Consider the following 16,607-nt stretch of genomic DNA (forward strand, 5'->3'; position numbering starts at 1 on the left):
CTTATCCGCCCTACGTGGGGCTAGCTCGTCTGACCCGGCTGCTTTTTAGCAGCGCGCTTGGCTTTCGTGGCGGCGGCTATCTTACGGGTTTTGTCGGAAGGCGTTTTGGCTTTCTTCGCCTTCGGCTCGGCCGGCTTGTCAGCCTTCGCTTTCTTCGCTTTGGCTGGCCCTTTCTCTTTACGGAAAGCGCTGTCCGGCTCGAAGTTTACGCGTTTGCCGCCCTGACGCCGTTTTGGCCCGCCGCCGTTACCGCCCTTTTTGGCGCGGTCTTTCGCGGTTTTGCCTTCGCCACGCGGGGCGCGGGTGCTGGAAATCAGCGCGAAGTCTATTTTACGCTCGTCCATATGAACAGCTTCAACTCGCACTTCTACGCGATCGCCCAGACGGTAAGTCTGACCGCCTGATTCGCCAATCAGGCGCTGCCCGATCTGATCGAAGCGGTAGTAGTCGTTGTCCAGCGTCGAAACGTGCACCAGGCCGTCGATAAACAGATCGTCAAGACGGACAAAGAAGCCGAAGCCGGTCACGCTGGCGATGATACCGTTAAACGTCTGCCCAACCTGATCCTGCATGAAGTCACACTTCAGCCAGTCCGCTACGTCACGGGTGGCTTCATCCGCACGGCGTTCGGCCATGGAACAGTGCTGACCAAGCTGCAGCATCTCTTCCATGCTGTAATGCCAGCCGCCGGAGTCCGTGCTGTTGCCTTTGTGCCCCTGCTCTTTCGCCAGCAGATATTTAATGGCGCGGTGGAGCAGCAGGTCCGGGTAACGGCGAATCGGCGAGGTGAAGTGCGCATAGGACTGCAGCGCCAGGCCGAAGTGGCCACGGTTTTCCGGATCGTAAACCGCCTGCTTCATGGAGCGCAGCAGCATAGTTTGCAGCATTTCATGATCCGGGCGATCCGCGATGGACTGAAGCAAATCGGCGTAGTCGCGCGGTTCAGGCTTCTGCCCGCCCGGCAGCTCAAGGCCAAGCTCAGCCAGCACCGAACGGAACGCGGTGATCGCGTCGTTGCTCGGCCTGTCGTGATCGCGGAACAGCGACGGTTCGTTGGCCTTTTCCACAAAGCGGGCCGCGGAGATGTTCGCGAGGATCATGCACTCTTCAATCAGTTTGTGCGCGTCGTTACGCACGGTCTGTTCAACACGTTCGATACGGCGTTCGGCGTTGAAGATAAACTTCGCCTCTTCGCTTTCAAACGAGATGCCGCCGCGCTGGGCACGGGAGACGTCCAGCACTTTGTAGAGGTTATGCAGCTCTTCGATGTGCTTAACCAGCGGCGCGTATTGTTCACGCAGCTCCTGGTCTCCCTGAAGCATATGCCACACTTTGGTGTAGGTCAGACGCGCATGGGAGCTCATCACCGCTTCGTAGAACTTAGACCCGGTAAGGCGGCCCGTAGAAGAGATGGTCATCTCGCAGACCATACACAGACGGTCGACCTGCGGATTGAGCGAGCACAGGCCATTGGAGAGCACTTCCGGCAGCATTGGAACAACCTGCGACGGGAAATAGACGGACGTGCCACGATTGCGCGCTTCGTTGTCCAGCGCGGTTGGCGGACGAACGTAGTAGCTTACATCGGCGATGGCTACCCACAGGCGCCAGCCGCCGCCGCGTTTTTTCTCGCAGAATACGGCGTCATCGAAGTCGCGGGCGTCTTCACCATCAATGGTGACCAGCGGCAGGTCGCGTAAGTCCACGCGGCCAACTTTGGCCTCTTCCGGCACCTGCTCTTTCAGGGAAGCCACCTGGGCTTCAACTTCTGGCGGCCAGACATAAGGAATTTCATGGGTGCGCAGGGCCATATCGACGGCCATGCCGGTGCCCATATTATCGCCCAGGATCTCCACGATTTTGCCGACGGCTTTAGTACGACGGGTAGGACGCTGGGTAAGCTCAACCACCACCACAAAGCCCATACGCGCGCCCATCACACCTTCCGGTGGGATAAGAATGTCGAAGCTCAGGCGGCTGTCGTCCGGCACCACGAAACTGATGCCTGCATCGGTAAAGTAACGACCTACGATTTGCGCGGTTCTTGGCTCCAGCACGCGAACAATACGCGCTTCTCGGCGGCCTTTGCGGTCGGCACCCAGCGGCTGCGCCAGCACGATATCACCGTGCATGCACATTTTCATTTGTTCGGATGAAAGGTAGAGGTCGTCTTTACGGCCCTCTACGCGCAGGAAACCGAAGCCATCACGGTGGCCGATGACCTTGCCCTTCAGCAAATCAAGGCGCTCCGGCAGCGCATAGCACTGGCGGCGGGTGAAGACCAGCTGCCCGTCACGCTCCATGGCGCGCAGGCGGCGGCGTAAGGCTTCAATCTGCTCTTCGCCACTAATGTTCAGTTCTACAGCCAGTTCTTCACGGTTGGCTGGTTTTTCACGGTTGGTCAGGTGAGCGAGAATAAACTCCCGGCTTGGGATCGGGTTTTCGTATTTTTCGGCTTCTCGTTCCTGAAAAGGATCTTTTGACATTGCGGTTCCTCCGTTGTCATCCGCAGACAGAGTAGCGATCACTCCACCAGCAGTAATTTGTAGAGCGGTTGGTTTTGGTCCACCAGTTCGGCCAGCGTGTGTTTATCCAGCTCTGTCAGAAAGCTCTGCACCGCCTCGGCCAGCGCCTGTTTCAGGCGACATGCGGGGGTGATATGACAAAACTCACTGCTACAGTTCACCAAAGAAAGCGGTTCCAGCTCACGCACTACATCGCCCACGCGAATGGTATTCGCAGGCTTGCCGAGGCGAATGCCGCCGTTTTTGCCGCGCACTGCTGTTACATAGCCAGCACGACTGAGTTGATTGATGATTTTCACCATATGATTACGGGAGACGCCATATACGTCAGTCACTTCCGAAATGCTGGTCATCTTGCCTTCGGGCAAAGACGCCATGTAAATCAAAGCACGTAAACCGTAATCAGTAAAACTCGTTAACTGCACATCAACCTCTGGGGTGGGAGGGGAAACGCTCATCGCCCGTGTGGCGATATATTGATGATAAACCAGCCATATCTTTGGCGGCTAATTTATTTGTTCGGGGAAGGTAAAAAAAGCGGCGAGAGAAGTAGCAAAACGGGGTGTGAAGGCCACACCCCGTATCCAGATTACGCGTCGAACGGATCGCGCAGAATCATGGTTTCAGAACGGTCAGGACCGGTAGAGATGATATCTACAGGGACTTCCGTCAGTTCTTCAATACGTTTGATGTAGTTCAGTGCTGCCTGCGGCAGGCCGCTACGCTCTTTCACACCGAAAGTGGTCTCAGACCAGCCCGGCATGGTTTCGTAGATTGGCTCGATACCTTCCCAGTCATCCGCCGCCATTGGGGTGGTGGTGACTTCGCGGCCATCCGGCATGCGGTAACCGACGCAGAGTTTAACCTCTTTCAGGCCGTCCAGCACGTCCAGCTTGGTCAGGCAGAAGCCTGAAAGGGAGTTGATCTGCACGGCACGGCGCACGGCAACAATATCCAGCCAGCCGGTACGACGACGACGGCCAGTGGTTGCGCCGAACTCGTTACCTTGCTTGCACAGGAACTCGCCCACGTCATCAAACAGCTCTGTCGGGAACGGACCTGCACCTACACGAGTAGAGTAAGCTTTGATGATACCCAGCACGTAATCCACATAGCGCGGGCCGAGGCCTGAACCTGTTGCAACGCCACCTGCGGTGGTATTGGAGGAGGTCACGTACGGATAGGTACCGTGGTCGATGTCCAGCAGCGTGCCTTGAGCACCTTCGAACATGATGAAGTCGCCGCGCTTGCGCGCTTCGTCCAGCAGGTTGGACACGTCCACTACCATGCCGGTCAGGATGTCGGCGATAGCCATGACATCGTCCAGCACTTTCTGGTAGTCAACCGCTTCAACTTTGTAGAAGTTAACCAGCTGGAAGTTATGGTATTCCATCACTTCTTTCAGCTTGTCGGCAAAGGTGGCTTTGTCGAACAGGTCGCCAACGCGCAGGCCGCGACGGGCCACTTTGTCTTCATACGCAGGACCGATACCACGACCGGTAGTACCGATAGCCTTGGCACCGCGCGCTTTTTCGCGAGCAACGTCCAGAGCCACATGGTAGTCGAGGATCAGCGGACACGCTTCGGACAGCAGCAGACGCTCACGTACTGGAATACCGCGGTCTTCCAGGCCTTTCATCTCTTTCATCAGCGCAGCTGGAGACAGCACAACGCCGTTACCAATGATGCTGGTGACGTTTTCGCGAAGAATACCTGATGGAATAAGATGGAGGACGGTTTTTTCACCGTTGATTACGAGAGTATGGCCTGCGTTGTGACCGCCCTGGTAGCGTACAACATATTTAGCCCGTTCAGTCAGAAGATCGACGATCTTTCCTTTACCTTCGTCACCCCATTGGGTGCCCAGTACGACGACGTTGTTACCCATTTTTCAAAATCACCGTTTGCTTAAAAAAGGATTCTACCACCGGTTTCGACGATGATCAGCCCTTTTAGTCCACAAAATAGCAATCAGTAAGATTGAGGGGGTTTAGCTGCCCACATGACTCAACATGTAGTAGATAACGACGCCCGCAACCACAAGACCGCCGCCAAAACGACGCAGCGTATTATCAGGAAGCTGAATAAGAGCGGCGATCATTTTGCGCCACGTGCGCGGATAGAGCATGGGGCCCAGCCCTTCGAGAACCAAAACCAGCGCCAGCGCAATCCAGATTGTTGAGTTCATAGTTGTCCCTGAAACGGATAAAAAAAGAGCCGGTCAGACCGGCTCTTCTACTGTAAGGCTGTCGATATTAACGTGTGCTGTTAGCTGGCGTCTTCATGTAGCGGAAGAAATCGCTGTCCGGGCTGAGCACCATCACGTCCTGACCGGACTTGAAGCTCGCCTCGTAAGCGCGCAGGCTACGGATAAAGGCGTAGAAGTCTGGATCCTGGCTGAACGCATCGGCAAACAGCTTAGCGGCTTCGGCATCCCCTTCACCACGGCTGATACGGCCCTGACGTTCGGCTTCTGCCAGCGTACGAGTCACCTCGTAGTCCGCAGTTGCACGCAGCTTCTCAGCTTCTTCCTGACCCTGTGAACGGTGACGACGCGCTACCGCTTCACGCTCGGCGCGCATACGGTTGTAGATTGCGTCAGACACTTCCGCAGGCAGGTTGATCTGCTTGATACGCACGTCAACAACTTCGATACCCAGCGCGGCCATACTGTTCGGGTTAACAACCGGCACTTTACCGTTCGTTTCCTTCGTAATACGCGCAGCCGCAGAAGCGATTGCATCATCCGCTGCTGGGGTAGCAACTTCATCTTCGGTGCCCGCAGAACCGGAGTTCAGCGCATCGCGCACGTCCAGGGTCAGACGACCACGGGAGTCGGTCACGATGTCTTTCACATCCAGACGACCGATTTCAGAACGCAGACGGTCACTGAACTTACGTTTCAACAGCACTTCTGCCTGAGAAGTATCGCCGCCGCCCGTTGCCAGGTAGTAGCGGCTGAAGTCGCTGATGCGCCATTTGATGTAGGAATCAACGATCAGGTCTTTCTTCTCTTTGGTAACGAAGCGGTCTGCCTGGTTATCCATGGTCTGGATACGCGCATCAAGGGTTTTCACCGACTCGATAAACGGCACCTTAAAGTGCAGGCCCGGCTCGTAAACCACCGGCTTGTTCTCGTCATCACGCAGAACTTTGCCGAAGCGTAACGTTATCCCACGCTCGCCTTCGTGAACCACGAAGACCGAGGTGAACAGCACCACCAGCACGATGATGATTAAAGCAATGACTGACTTACGCATCGTTATTCACTCCCTACGCGCTGGTTATCAGTGCGCTGTGCGTCTGCACGGCGCTGATCCATGATATCGCCTCGGCTAGTCGAGGACGGGGTGCCAGTGCTGCTGCTGGAAGAGCTGGATGCCGGTGGCAGACGCAACAGGTTGTTGGCGCCACTGTTATCGCTCTTCTGGGCAGGCTGTGAACCCCCTTTCAGCATCTGGTCGAGTGGCAGAACCATCAGGTTGCCGCCCTTATCGTTAACCAGCACTTTGCGGGTATGGCTCAGCACTTTTTCCATGGTTTCGATATACAGACGCTCACGGGTGATTTCCGGCGCGGCCTTATACTCTGGCAGCATCTTCGCGAAGCGGGCAACTTCACCCTGCGCTTCTAACACGGTCTGTGTTTTGTAGGCGCGAGCTTCTTCGAGGATACGCTGTGCCTGACCGTTGGCACGCGGCTGAACTTCGTTGGTGTAAGCTTCAGCTTCACGGATGTACTGCTGTTCGTTTTCACGTGCGGCAATAGCATCATCGAAGGAGGCCTTCACTTCTTCCGGCGGACGTGCCGTCTGGAAGTTAACGTCCAGCAGGGTGATCCCCATGTTGTACGGACGAATGGTCTCTTCCAGCTCACGCTGGGTATCGGTACGAATAATGGTACGACCCTCGGTAAGGATCTTATCCATGGTGTACTTACCGATAACGCCACGCAGCGCGCTGTCCGTTGCCTGACGCAGGCTATCATCAGCGCTGGTCACGCTGTACAGATAGCGTTCTGGATCGGTCACCCGGTACTGCACGTTCATCTCAACGCGCACGACGTTTTCATCGGAAGTCAGCATGACGCCCGATGCGGCTAATTCACGTACGGACTCGACGTTAACGGCGCGAACGCTGTCAATGAAGGTCGGTTTCCAGTTCAGACCTGGCTCAACCAGATGGCTGAATTTACCAAAACGCGTCACAACGCCGCGCTCGGCTTCTTTAATGGTGTAGAACCCGGTAGCTGCCCAGATGATCACCGCAGCAACGGCCACGATGCCAATCACGCGCCCGCCAATCTGCGGACGTGGGGTCGGTGAAGAACCGCCGCCGGTGCCACCGCTTTTGCCGCCGCCCAGCCCACCCAGTTTTTTACTTAATTTTCGGAAGATATCATCCAGATCGGGTGGCCCCTTATCGCGCCCTCCCTTATTACCCCCAGAGTCGCCGCCAGGTTTGCTGCTTCCCCACGGGTCGCGGTCCTGTCCGTTATTACCGGGCTGATTCCACGCCATGTTTATGCTCCATATGTATTGTGCGGTGATATCCCCCGAGGGGGAAAAAGTCTTCAGGACAAACACACTCCGGTCAAACAATGTAATCCATTAGAGCCGGCTCTTGTTTACAAAGGCGACGCCAGTCAACGATAGGCATACGTACCTGCAAGCCCACGCTACCGTCATCCTCGGTCCACTCTTTTTCTATTGCCTGAAGCTGATAAAACCGGCTCCGAAGTCGCCCAGCCTGGGGGGGTAAGCACAACGTATGCTGTGCAATTTCACCAGATAAACGTTCTGTCAAAGCCTGGAAAAGCAGGGGAACACCGGCACCCGTCTGGGCAGAAAGCCAGACGCGTATCGGGACGTTCTCATCGTTTCTGTCGATACGTGGCTCAAATTCATCCAGCGCATCGATTTTGTTCATTACCAGCAGGGTTGGGATCTCATCGGCCTCGATCTCTTCTAAAACGGTATCTACGGCGGCGATGTTTTCCTGGATCCGAAGATCCGATGCGTCAATCACGTGTAACAGCAGCGTGGCCTGACGCGTCTCCTGCAAAGTAGCTTTAAACGCCGCCACCAGATCGTGCGGCAAATGGCGAATAAAGCCGACCGTATCCGCCAGCACGGTTTCCCCAACGTCTGCGATATCTATTCTGCGCAGGGTCGGATCCAGCGTGGCGAACAGCTGATCTGCGGCATAGACGTCAGCCGCGGTAATCTGGTTAAAAAGGGTGGATTTACCGGCGTTGGTGTAGCCCACCAGCGAGACCGTTGGCACATCGGCTTTTGCCCGCGACCGCCTGCCCTGTTCACGTTGTTTTTCGACTCGTTGTAAGCGTGAGAGGATCTGCATGATGCGGTTACGCAGCAGTCGACGGTCCGTTTCAAGCTGAGTTTCGCCAGGGCCGCGTAAACCAATCCCGCCTTTCTGACGTTCAAGGTGGGTCCAGCCGCGAACCAGTCGGGTTGCCAGATGGCGCAACTGTGCCAGCTCAACCTGCAGCTTACCTTCGTGGGTACGCGCACGTTGGGCAAAGATATCTAAAATCAGACCTGTTCTGTCGATAACCCGACATTCGCACAGGGCTTCAAGGTTACGTTCTTGTGCCGGGGACAACGCATGATCAAATAGCACGACCGAGGCCCCAGATGACTTAACTGCTTCGGCAATTTCTACCGCTTTGCCTTCACCAACAAAATACTTGGGATGCGGCGATTTGCGACTACCGGTAACCACCTGCAGCGCTTCGACTCCGGCTGAAGAGACCAGGGATTCAAACTCCGCCAGGTCTTCCATATCTTTGTCTTGCGAAAAGTAGATGTGTACCAGCACCGCCTGCTCACCAGCGTCATAACGGTCAAACAAGCGTATAACCTCTCAAAAAAATCAGCGGGGAACGCAGATTCTCTGGTCCCCCGACTTGGAAAACAGCAGGAAGCCTTATTCGGCGTCTTCGCTGTCTTGTTGCGGCGCAGCACCCTGCGCGCTGCCACCGTGGTGGTAATTGCTGCCAGAACCGCCAGTACCGGTGTTATTGCTATGATGAGATACCGGACGAGACGGAACAACAGTTGAAATCGCGTGCTTATAGACCATCTGGCTGACCGTGTTTTTCAACAGGATCACGAACTGATCAAAAGACTCAATCTGCCCTTGCAGCTTAATACCATTCACCAAATAAATAGAAACCGGAACACGTTCCCGACGCAAAGCGTTCAGAAACGGATCTTGTAAAGATTGCCCCTTAGCCATTCTATCTTTTCCTTATATGTTTGTTGTTTGTAACTCAAGAACCCTGAGGCTCTGAAAAACTGCGTAAAAATTTGCGCACGATGTCGATTCAATTGTACACATTCATTGATGCTTCGCACTAACAACCTGTAATACTTCATTGCGCGCCTGGTCTGGATTTTCGCTGTCTAACCAGTGAACTCCATCCCAACCTCGCAACCAGGTCATCTGGCGCTTAGCCAATTGTCTCGTCGCGCAAATACCTCGATAAACCATCTCCTCGTGTGAAATTTCTCCCGCCAGATAAGACCACATCTGCCGGTAGCCCACACAACGAATGGAAGGCATCTCCGTATGCAAATCTCCGCGGGCAAAAAGAGCCCGCACTTCTGCTTCAAAATCTGAAGCTAACATCTGATGAAAACGCTGCTCAATTCGCTGATGGAGCAGTTCACGGCTCGCCGGGGCGATGGCGAACTGATGCACCTGATACGGCAGAGCCTCTCCTGACGTTTGCGTCAGTTCCGTTAAAGTTTTACCCGAAATGAAAAAAACTTCCAGTGCCCGGGAAAGCCTTTGCGGATCATTTGGATGAATCCGTGCTCCGGCAACGGGATCGATGTCGACCAGTTGACGATGCAACGCGTCCCATCCTAGCTCTGCTGCCTGTTGTTCTATCTTTGCCCGAACCTCGGGATCCGCCGCAGGCAGCGGCGAAAGACCCTCGAGTAATGCTTTGAAATAAAGCATTGTTCCCCCCACTAACAGGGGGATACGGCCTGAAGCGGTAATCTCGGCCATCTCGGCCAGCGCGTCGCGACGGAAGTCCGCGGCGGAATACGCCTGCGCCGGGTCGAGGATATCCAGCAGACGGTGCGGTGCCTGGGCGAGTTCTTCCGCCGTCGGCTTCGCCGTTCCGATGTCCATCCCCTGATAGATAAGGGCCGAATCGACACTTATCAACTCTACCGGCAGCGTTTTACGCAAGTTTATGGCTAATGCCGTCTTACCCGAGGCCGTTGGCCCCATCAAAAATATCGCCTTCGGCAGGCTTTTCGTCGCTTCAGTCATGTTTCAGGGCGTTCATCGCCAGAGTTAAATCAACAGGTTGTAACAAACCGCCGGGTGGATTTCGCACCAGCTGCGGGCAAAGACGCTCAACATCCGCAAGCAAAGCAATGGCCTGTGCCTGATTCCACTGTTGGTGTTCGGCGGTCAGATGACGGGCGAACCAGTGGGCGATTTGCGTTGCGCTTATCTCTGCCTGTTGCGCCAGGTATCCTGGCAGTTCATGAATCAAGATTTGTAAATTTTGTTTACGCAAAGGTAAAGGTACGGTGCGAATAACGATTTGTTTCGCCTCCGCCGCAAATTCGATGCCCATACTGAGCAATAACGGTTGATAACTCACCAACACGTCCAGCTCTTCTTTGCTGACTTTCATGCGCACCGGGATCAGCAGCGGCTGCGCGCGAACGCCTTCACTGCCGGGAATCAGCTGTGCCTGTTTAAGCCAGCGATCCGCCACGCGCAAAGAGAGCAGCATGAGCTTGCCTTCTCGCTCGAGCAGCGCGTATTCAGGGTGAATGACGGTTAAAACGCGTCCAAAGCTTTGGCTGTGCCCTTCCAGCGCGTCCGGCTCCTCTGCGCGGATAGCGACAGGTGGAACCGTTGGCGTATCCAGCAGCTCTCGATATAAGGCTCCCTGCTGCTTCTGGTAGCCCGGTGCCGCGTTCGGCCATAGAGGCTGCCTTTGCGTTCCACCAGCACCGCCAGACGAGCGAGGAGCCGATTCTCGGGCAGCAGAAGGGGCTGGCGTAGAAAACTGATTGCGCCCGGATGCCACGCGGTTTTCTGGCTGCCAGCGCTCCTGGGTTACCGCCGCAGGCGTCTCTTCCTGCAAAAGATTGTTTTCACTCTGCTGCTGAAGAACGGTCAGCACGCCCTGATAGATAAAATCATGCACCAGCCGCGACTGATGAAAGCGCACTTCATGCTTCGCCGGATGAACGTTGACGTCCACCTGATGCGGGTCGATTTCAAGATAAAGCACAAACGCGGGCTGCTCGGAGCCAAGCTTATCTTCGCAGGCCTGACGAATTGCATGGGTGATCAGTCGGTCGCGCATCATGCGCCCGTTCACATAGCAGTACTGAATTTCTGCCAGCGCCGACGTGGTGCCGGACGGCTCCGCCACCCAGCCGCGCAGGGCCAGATCGCCATGCTGCCATTCGATTTCCAGCGCCTGCTCAAGAAACTGCGTACCGCAGATAGCGCCAAGTCGCTTAGTGCGCGGCGCCCCCTCCTGCACGGCACGGTACTGACGCACCATTTTGCCGTTGTGGCTGAGGTTGATTGAGACGTCGAACCGCGCCAGCGCGATGCGCCGGACAATTTCATCGATATGGTTAAATTCTGTTTTCTCGGTGCGCATGAACTTGCGGCGGGCAGGCGTGTTGTAGAAGAGATCCAGGACTTCCAGCGTGGTACCGACCGGGTGCGCGGCAGGCTTTACCGTTACCGTCTGGTCACGCCCTTCGGCGTATGCCTGCCATGCTTCGCTCTGATCTTCCGTGCGGGAAGTCAGCGTGAGGCGGGCCACTGAACTGATACTAGCCAGCGCTTCGCCGCGAAAACCGAGGCTGATAATCGCCTCAAGGTCGTCGAGACAGGCAATTTTGCTGGTGGCATGACGGGCCAGCGCCAGCGCCAGCTCGTCTTTTTTGATGCCGCAGCCGTTGTCGCGGATGCGGATCATCTTCGCGCCGCCGCGTTCAATGTCGATGTCGATGCGGGTGGCACCGGCATCAAGGCTGTTTTCGATAAGCTCCTTCACCACCGACGCCGGGCGTTCAACCACTTCGCCTGCGGCAATCTGGTTCGCAAGCTGGGGAGGCAGAACCTGGATCGGCATAGAATTCCTTATTGAGTAATGGCGACTTTATCGAGGTCGGCGTTTTGCGCCCTGGCGGTTTGTTCCGCCGCCGGTGCCGACTGTATCGGGTGCGCCAGGAAGTAGGCGCGCAGCCCTTCGTAGATCGCTTTCGCAAGCTGCTGCTGGTAAGCATCGCTGCCCAGCAGACGCTCTTCGCCGCCGTTGCTGATAAACCCTGTTTCAACCAGTACCGACGGGATATCCGGCGAGCGCAGCACGCCAAGGCTTGCGTGCTCCGGGCGGCGCTTGTGCAGCGAGCCAATTTGCCCTAACTGCGTCAGCATTTTTGTCGCCACATCATACCCGACGCGCTGGGAATGGCCGAACTGCAAATCCAGCACGGCCTGGCTGAGGTACGGGTCAGCCTGGCTGTTTGCCAGCACGTCGCCCGCCCCGCCCAGCAGTTCGGACTGTTTCTCGTGCTGCTCAAGCCAGCCCGCCATTTCGCTGTTGGCGCGGCGGTTAGAAAGCACCCAGACGGATGCGCCAGTTGCATCACGGTTCGGCGCAGCATCGGCATGTATCGACACCAGAATGTTGGCATTTTGCTTACGCGCAACGTCTGAACGCCCCATGACCGAAATGAAATAGTCCCCGTCGCGCGTCAGCACGCCCTTAAACATCGGGTCGTCGTTGAGCAGCGAACGCAGCTTGCGGGCGATAGAAATAGTGACGTTTTTCTCTTTCGTGCCGCCGGAGCCGATAGCGCCAGGATCCTGTCCGCCGTGCCCGGCATCAATGGCAACGATAATAGTGTCTGAATTCACATTGGTTTTCTTCGTCGACCGCGCCGGACGCGTGACCGTATTTGAGCTGATAGCCCCGGTCACCTGCTGCGGTTTAAACGGATTTTTTGCCGGTTCGGACGAACGAATCACAGGCGCAGGCTCTACGCGCTTCGCAACAACTGGCGGCGGTGGCGGTGGCGGCGGCGCATCGGCGTTGATCGTGAAGACTACCGTATAGTTTGCGCCGTTTTTCTGTTTCACCGCACGGGTTTTACCGGCCTGAGTTAAATCGACCACCAGACGGATAGTGCCGACATCTTTTGGCTGGCCGGAGCGGATGCTTTTCACCAGGTTATTGCCGCTGAACTGCAGCGGCAACCCCTGAATCACGCCGGTCTGCTTAATATCCAGCGCGACGCTTCTTTTGCCGTCCTGAGAGAATGAATACTCCGGATCGCCCATAAAGCTGAAGGTGATACGCGCCTGGTTATCACCGTTGGACACCTGAATATCGGCGAGACTTGCCGCCCCGGCCTGGGCACAAAGCACCAGCAGCCAGGCAGCTATCAACCAACTCTTAACGCGATAGATCATCCCGCCATCCTTGTTATTTGGCCAACCGCGCCAGTAACGACTCACCAGATGAGGAAACTGCTGTTATGCGCGCCTCACGCCCTTGCGCCTCGTAGTCCAGGTGCAGCTCGATATCGGGTTCAGGCAGCACGCCCTTCCCCTGCTGCGGCCACTCTACCAGGCAAATTGCATCATTGGCAAAATAGTCGCGGATGCCCATAAACTCGAGCTCTTCCGGGTCAGCCAGACGATACAGGTCGAAATGGTAAACCATCAAATCATCGAGCGTGTACGGCTCGACTAAGGTGTAAGTCGGGCTTTTCACATTGCCCTTATGGCCCAGCGCCTGCATAAAGCCACGGCTGAACGTCGTTTTGCCCGCGCCCAGGTCCCCATAAAGATAAATAACGGTTGCTCCTTCGCAGGCGGCCGCTACGCGTGCGCCCAGTTCAAGAGTGGCTGCTTCATCAGGTAATGCAATAACACGATTAATCATGATTTAGGGTTTTCAAATCCGGGTTAACAAAACGGTACAACGTTGAAAATAGGTCCGTCGCCAGCATGCCGCGCGTGCCGTAACGGCTCGCCAGCTCATCGGCTGCGGCACCGTGGGCAACACAACCCGCACAGGCTGCATCATACGGGCTAAGCTTCTGCGCCAGCAATGCCCCAATGATACCCGAAAGCACATCGCCCATGCCGCCGCTGCCCATCCCGGCGTTGCCTGCGTCAATCAGCCCGCATTCACGATCCTGACCGGCGACTATGGTGCCCGCACCTTTTAAGACCACGCATCCGCCATAACGTTTTACGAGGCGGTCTGCAGCAAGTAAGCGGTCACTCTCAATTTGTGACACCGCGCAATTTAACAGGCGCGCCGCTTCCCCTGGATGGGGAGTAATGACGCGATTCTGACGTTTATCGGGATTGATTGCCAGAAGGTTAAGCGCATCCGCATCCCAAAGCATCGGCTTGCGGCTGTTTTCCACCTTTTGCAGGGCCTTTTTGCCCCACTCCTGCTGGCCCAGGCCCGGCCCAATCACGATAACGTCCGCCCATTCCAGACTCTCTTCGAGGGAGGCAGGCGTCAGCTCGTGGACCATTAGTTCCGGGCGGGCAGTAATCAGCGGGGCGATATTTTCCTGCCGGGTTAACACGCGGACAAGTCCGGCACCGGCACGAAGCGCCGCTTCCCCGGTCATGCGTATGGCACCAGCCGTGCCATGATCCCCACCAATGATGACCAGCCGCCCGTTAGTCCCTTTGTGGGAGGTAGGCTGACGCGGCTTCAGCCAGCGCGGCAAATCTTCGCGATCGAAGCGCGATATCGGCGCAGCCTGAACTTCCAGCCAGGCCTCAAGCCCCAGCGCGTGATAATGAAGTTCGCCAACGACATCCCTGGCCTTGCCGGTGAGTAACCCGGGCTTAAGGGCGATAAACGTCAGCGTATGGTCAGCATTGATCACCGCTCCGGGCGTGGCCCCCGTTTCGGCTAACAAGCCTGAGGGAATATCGAGGGCAATAACGGGAGCAGAATGCAGATTAGCTTTTTCGATGAGCCGCGCAAGATTTTCGCGGGGGGCGGCGTTCAGGCCCGTGCCCAACAGACCGTCAATAATCAAATCGCTATCCGCCGGCAATGGAATGTCGGAAGAATGGATAACCCCACCGGCGTTCAGCCAGGCTTCTCTCGCCTGCGCCGCCTCTTCCGGCAGCGGTTTATCGCTCTCCTGCGCAAGTAAGGTCACAGCGATACCCGCTGATTGCGCAAGGCGGGCCACAACATAGCCATCGCCGCCGTTGTTACCATGGCCGCATAAAACGAGCCAGCGGCGGGTATCGGGATAATGATTCCTGGCAAGGGTAAACGCCGCCTCACCAGCTCTGAGCATCAGCTCGTAGAGGGTCAGCCCCAGGCTGTCAGCCGCCTGTTTTTCGGCGTTACGCAGCCAGTCTGCCGACCAGACGGAGTGTGGTATACTTCTGGCGGTTAATTTCTCGTTATGGTCCGTCATGTCACAGCCCCTCGATCTCAATCAGTTAGCGCAAAATATCAAACGGTGGGGCAATGAACTCGGCTTCCAGCAGGTGGGTATTGCCGATACCGATCTCAGCGCCCAGGAGCCAAAGCTACAGGCCTGGCTGGATAAACAATACCACGGCGAGATGGAGTGGATGGCGCGCCACGGCATGATGCGCGCACGCCCTCATGAACTTCTTCCCGGTACGCTGCGCGTTATCAGCGTCAGGATGAACTATTTGCCCGCCAACGCGGCGTTCGCTTCCACGCTTAAAAATCCGGGCCTGGGCTATGTCAGCCGCTATGCCCTGGGCCGCGACTACCACAAGCTGCTGCGTAACCGCCTGAAAAAGCTGGGCGAGATGATCCAGTCCCACTGTTCCACGCTGAATTTTAGACCCTTTGTTGATTCTGCGCCCATTCTTGAACGCCCGCTGGCGGAAAAGGCGGGCCTTGGCTGGACAGGTAAGCACTCACTAATCCTCAGCCGCGACGCGGGTTCGTTCTTCTTCCTTGGCGAGCTGCTGGTTGATATCCCTCTGCCCGTTGACCAGCCGGTGGAAGAAAACTGCGGGCGCTGCGTAGCCTGTATGACAATTTGCCCGACCGGCGCGATTGTCGAACCCTATACCGTCGATGCCCGCCGCTGTATCTCCTATCTCACCATTGAGCTGGAAGGCGCCATCCCCGAGGAGTTTCGTCCGCTAATTGGCAACCGGATTTACGGCTGCGATGACTGCCAGCTGATTTGCCCGTGGAACCGCTTCTCGCAGCTTACTGAAGAAGACGATTTCAGCCCAAGGCGTGCGCTCCACGCGCCGCAGCTGGTAGAACTATTCGGCTGGAGTGAGGCTCAGTTTCTTAAAATTACGGAAGGCTCGGCGATTCGCCGCATCGGGCATCTGAGGTGGCTGCGAAATATCGCCGTCGCGCTCGGCAATGCGCCATGGGATGAAAGCAATCTTGCCGCGCTTCAACAGCGCAAAGGTGAGCACCCACTTCTTGATGAGCACATTGACTGGGCGATTGCGCAACAATTAATCAGGCGAAGCGAGCAGGCGGTAGAGGTGCAGCTGCCCCAGAAACAGAGGCTGGTCCGGGTCATTGAAAAGGGGTTAAAACGCGATGCATGATATGTCCACAGGATGTGCATAAAAATAAAAATGCTTTGCCAGACAAGGGGAAAAAATCCGTCAAGCGGTCTGGTTAACATTTTGCATTGAAATTAATCTGTTATTAATCAATGCATTAAACAGAACCTGTAATATTTGTAAGATTCTTAGCAGGAAAAGGAAAAGCGCGCCGCCTGTGGATAACTCTGTTCACAAGAGTTTGCAGGGGACGTGAAAAAACCACCGGGACGCCGTCTGGCGTTGTGGATAATTTATGCTTGAGAGATAAAATTTGGAGCGGGAAACGAGACTCGAACTCGCGACCCCGACCTTGGCAAGGTCGTGCTCTACCAACTGAGCTATTCCCGCTTGGGTGGTGCGTGGCTGTGAAAGCCAATCAAATTTTGGAGCGGGAAACGAGACTCGAACTCGCGACCCCGACCTTGGCAAGGTCGTGCTCTACCAACTGAGCTAT

The 16,607-nt window shown here is 56.1% G+C and carries 14 protein-coding genes and 1 tRNA gene; 1 reads left to right on the forward strand and 14 read right to left on the reverse strand.

The genetic code is table 11. The features are described 5' to 3' along the window. Positions 1-20: 20 nt before the first annotated feature. The 13 genes from rnr to nnr all read right to left on the reverse strand — a co-directional run bounded on the left by rnr (position 21) and on the right by nnr (position 15,015). A complete protein-coding gene (rnr, locus tag AAE045_RS03060) occupies positions 21-2,486 on the reverse strand; it encodes a ribonuclease R (RefSeq protein ID WP_455425980.1) in 2,466 nt (821 codons plus the stop codon). A 38-nt stretch (positions 2,487-2,524) separates the two neighbouring features. Beyond that, complete coding sequence (gene nsrR / locus AAE045_RS03065) at positions 2,525-2,950, reverse strand: nitric oxide-sensing transcriptional repressor NsrR (protein ID WP_455546410.1); 426 nt, start codon at positions 2,948-2,950, stop codon at positions 2,525-2,527. Positions 2,951-3,114: 164 nt separating this feature from the next. After that, positions 3,115-4,413 carry an adenylosuccinate synthase gene (locus AAE045_RS03070; protein ID WP_455546411.1) on the reverse strand — a complete coding sequence of 433 codons (1,299 nt, stop codon included), beginning with the start codon at positions 4,411-4,413 and terminating at the stop codon, positions 3,115-3,117. Between the two features lie 102 nt (positions 4,414-4,515). Then, positions 4,516-4,713 (reverse strand): DUF2065 domain-containing protein, encoded by a 198-nt coding sequence (locus tag AAE045_RS03075; protein WP_455546412.1) that lies wholly within the window; start codon positions 4,711-4,713, stop codon positions 4,516-4,518. Positions 4,714-4,780: 67 nt separating this feature from the next. Continuing rightward, entirely contained in the window at positions 4,781-5,785 is a 1,005-nt protein-coding gene (hflC, locus tag AAE045_RS03080) for a protease modulator HflC (protein WP_455425983.1), read from the reverse strand. Between the two features lie 2 nt (positions 5,786-5,787). Beyond that, complete coding sequence (hflK, locus tag AAE045_RS03085; RefSeq protein ID WP_455546413.1) at positions 5,788-7,044, reverse strand: FtsH protease activity modulator HflK; 1,257 nt, start codon at positions 7,042-7,044, stop codon at positions 5,788-5,790. Positions 7,045-7,117: 73 nt separating this feature from the next. Beyond that, a complete protein-coding gene (hflX, locus tag AAE045_RS03090) occupies positions 7,118-8,398 on the reverse strand; it encodes a GTPase HflX (protein WP_455425985.1) in 1,281 nt (426 codons plus the stop codon). A gap of 75 nt (positions 8,399-8,473) precedes the next feature. Continuing rightward, positions 8,474-8,785, reverse strand: a complete 312-nt coding sequence (gene hfq, locus AAE045_RS03095) for an RNA chaperone Hfq (RefSeq protein ID WP_455546414.1) — start codon at positions 8,783-8,785, stop codon at positions 8,474-8,476. Between the two features lie 102 nt (positions 8,786-8,887). After that, the gene (miaA, locus tag AAE045_RS03100; protein WP_455546415.1) at positions 8,888-9,835 is read right to left on the reverse strand and encodes a tRNA (adenosine(37)-N6)-dimethylallyltransferase MiaA; all 948 of its coding nucleotides are present in this window, start codon (positions 9,833-9,835) and stop codon (positions 8,888-8,890) included. After that, a complete protein-coding gene (mutL, locus tag AAE045_RS03105; RefSeq protein WP_455546416.1) occupies positions 9,828-11,678 on the reverse strand; it encodes a DNA mismatch repair endonuclease MutL in 1,851 nt (616 codons plus the stop codon). The genes miaA and mutL overlap by 8 nt, the downstream gene beginning before the upstream one ends. Before the next feature lie 8 nt (positions 11,679-11,686). Continuing rightward, entirely contained in the window at positions 11,687-13,021 is a 1,335-nt protein-coding gene (gene amiB / locus AAE045_RS03110; protein WP_455546417.1) for an N-acetylmuramoyl-L-alanine amidase AmiB, read from the reverse strand. A gap of 13 nt (positions 13,022-13,034) precedes the next feature. Next, positions 13,035-13,496, reverse strand: a complete 462-nt coding sequence (gene tsaE, locus AAE045_RS03115) for a tRNA (adenosine(37)-N6)-threonylcarbamoyltransferase complex ATPase subunit type 1 TsaE (RefSeq protein WP_455546418.1) — start codon at positions 13,494-13,496, stop codon at positions 13,035-13,037. Continuing rightward, on the reverse strand, positions 13,489-15,015 hold the full coding sequence (gene nnr, locus AAE045_RS03120; RefSeq protein WP_455546419.1) for a bifunctional ADP-dependent NAD(P)H-hydrate dehydratase/NAD(P)H-hydrate epimerase: 1,527 nt from the start codon (positions 15,013-15,015) through the stop codon (positions 13,489-13,491). The genes tsaE and nnr overlap by 8 nt, the downstream gene beginning before the upstream one ends. On the opposite strand from nnr, the gene queG reads away from it, so the two are divergent. Beyond that, positions 15,014-16,153, forward strand: coding sequence for a tRNA epoxyqueuosine(34) reductase QueG (queG, locus tag AAE045_RS03125; protein WP_455546420.1), 1,140 nt, complete (start codon positions 15,014-15,016; stop codon positions 16,151-16,153). The genes nnr and queG overlap by 2 nt on opposite strands. A 272-nt stretch (positions 16,154-16,425) precedes the next feature. On the opposite strand, the gene AAE045_RS03130 is transcribed toward queG, so the two are convergent. Then, a tRNA-Gly gene (locus tag AAE045_RS03130) sits at positions 16,426-16,501 on the reverse strand. Positions 16,502-16,607 lie beyond the last annotated feature (106 nt).

This window comes from Dryocola clanedunensis (assembly GCF_038405435.1).
GTDB lineage: Bacteria > Pseudomonadota > Gammaproteobacteria > Enterobacterales > Enterobacteriaceae > Dryocola > Dryocola clanedunensis_A.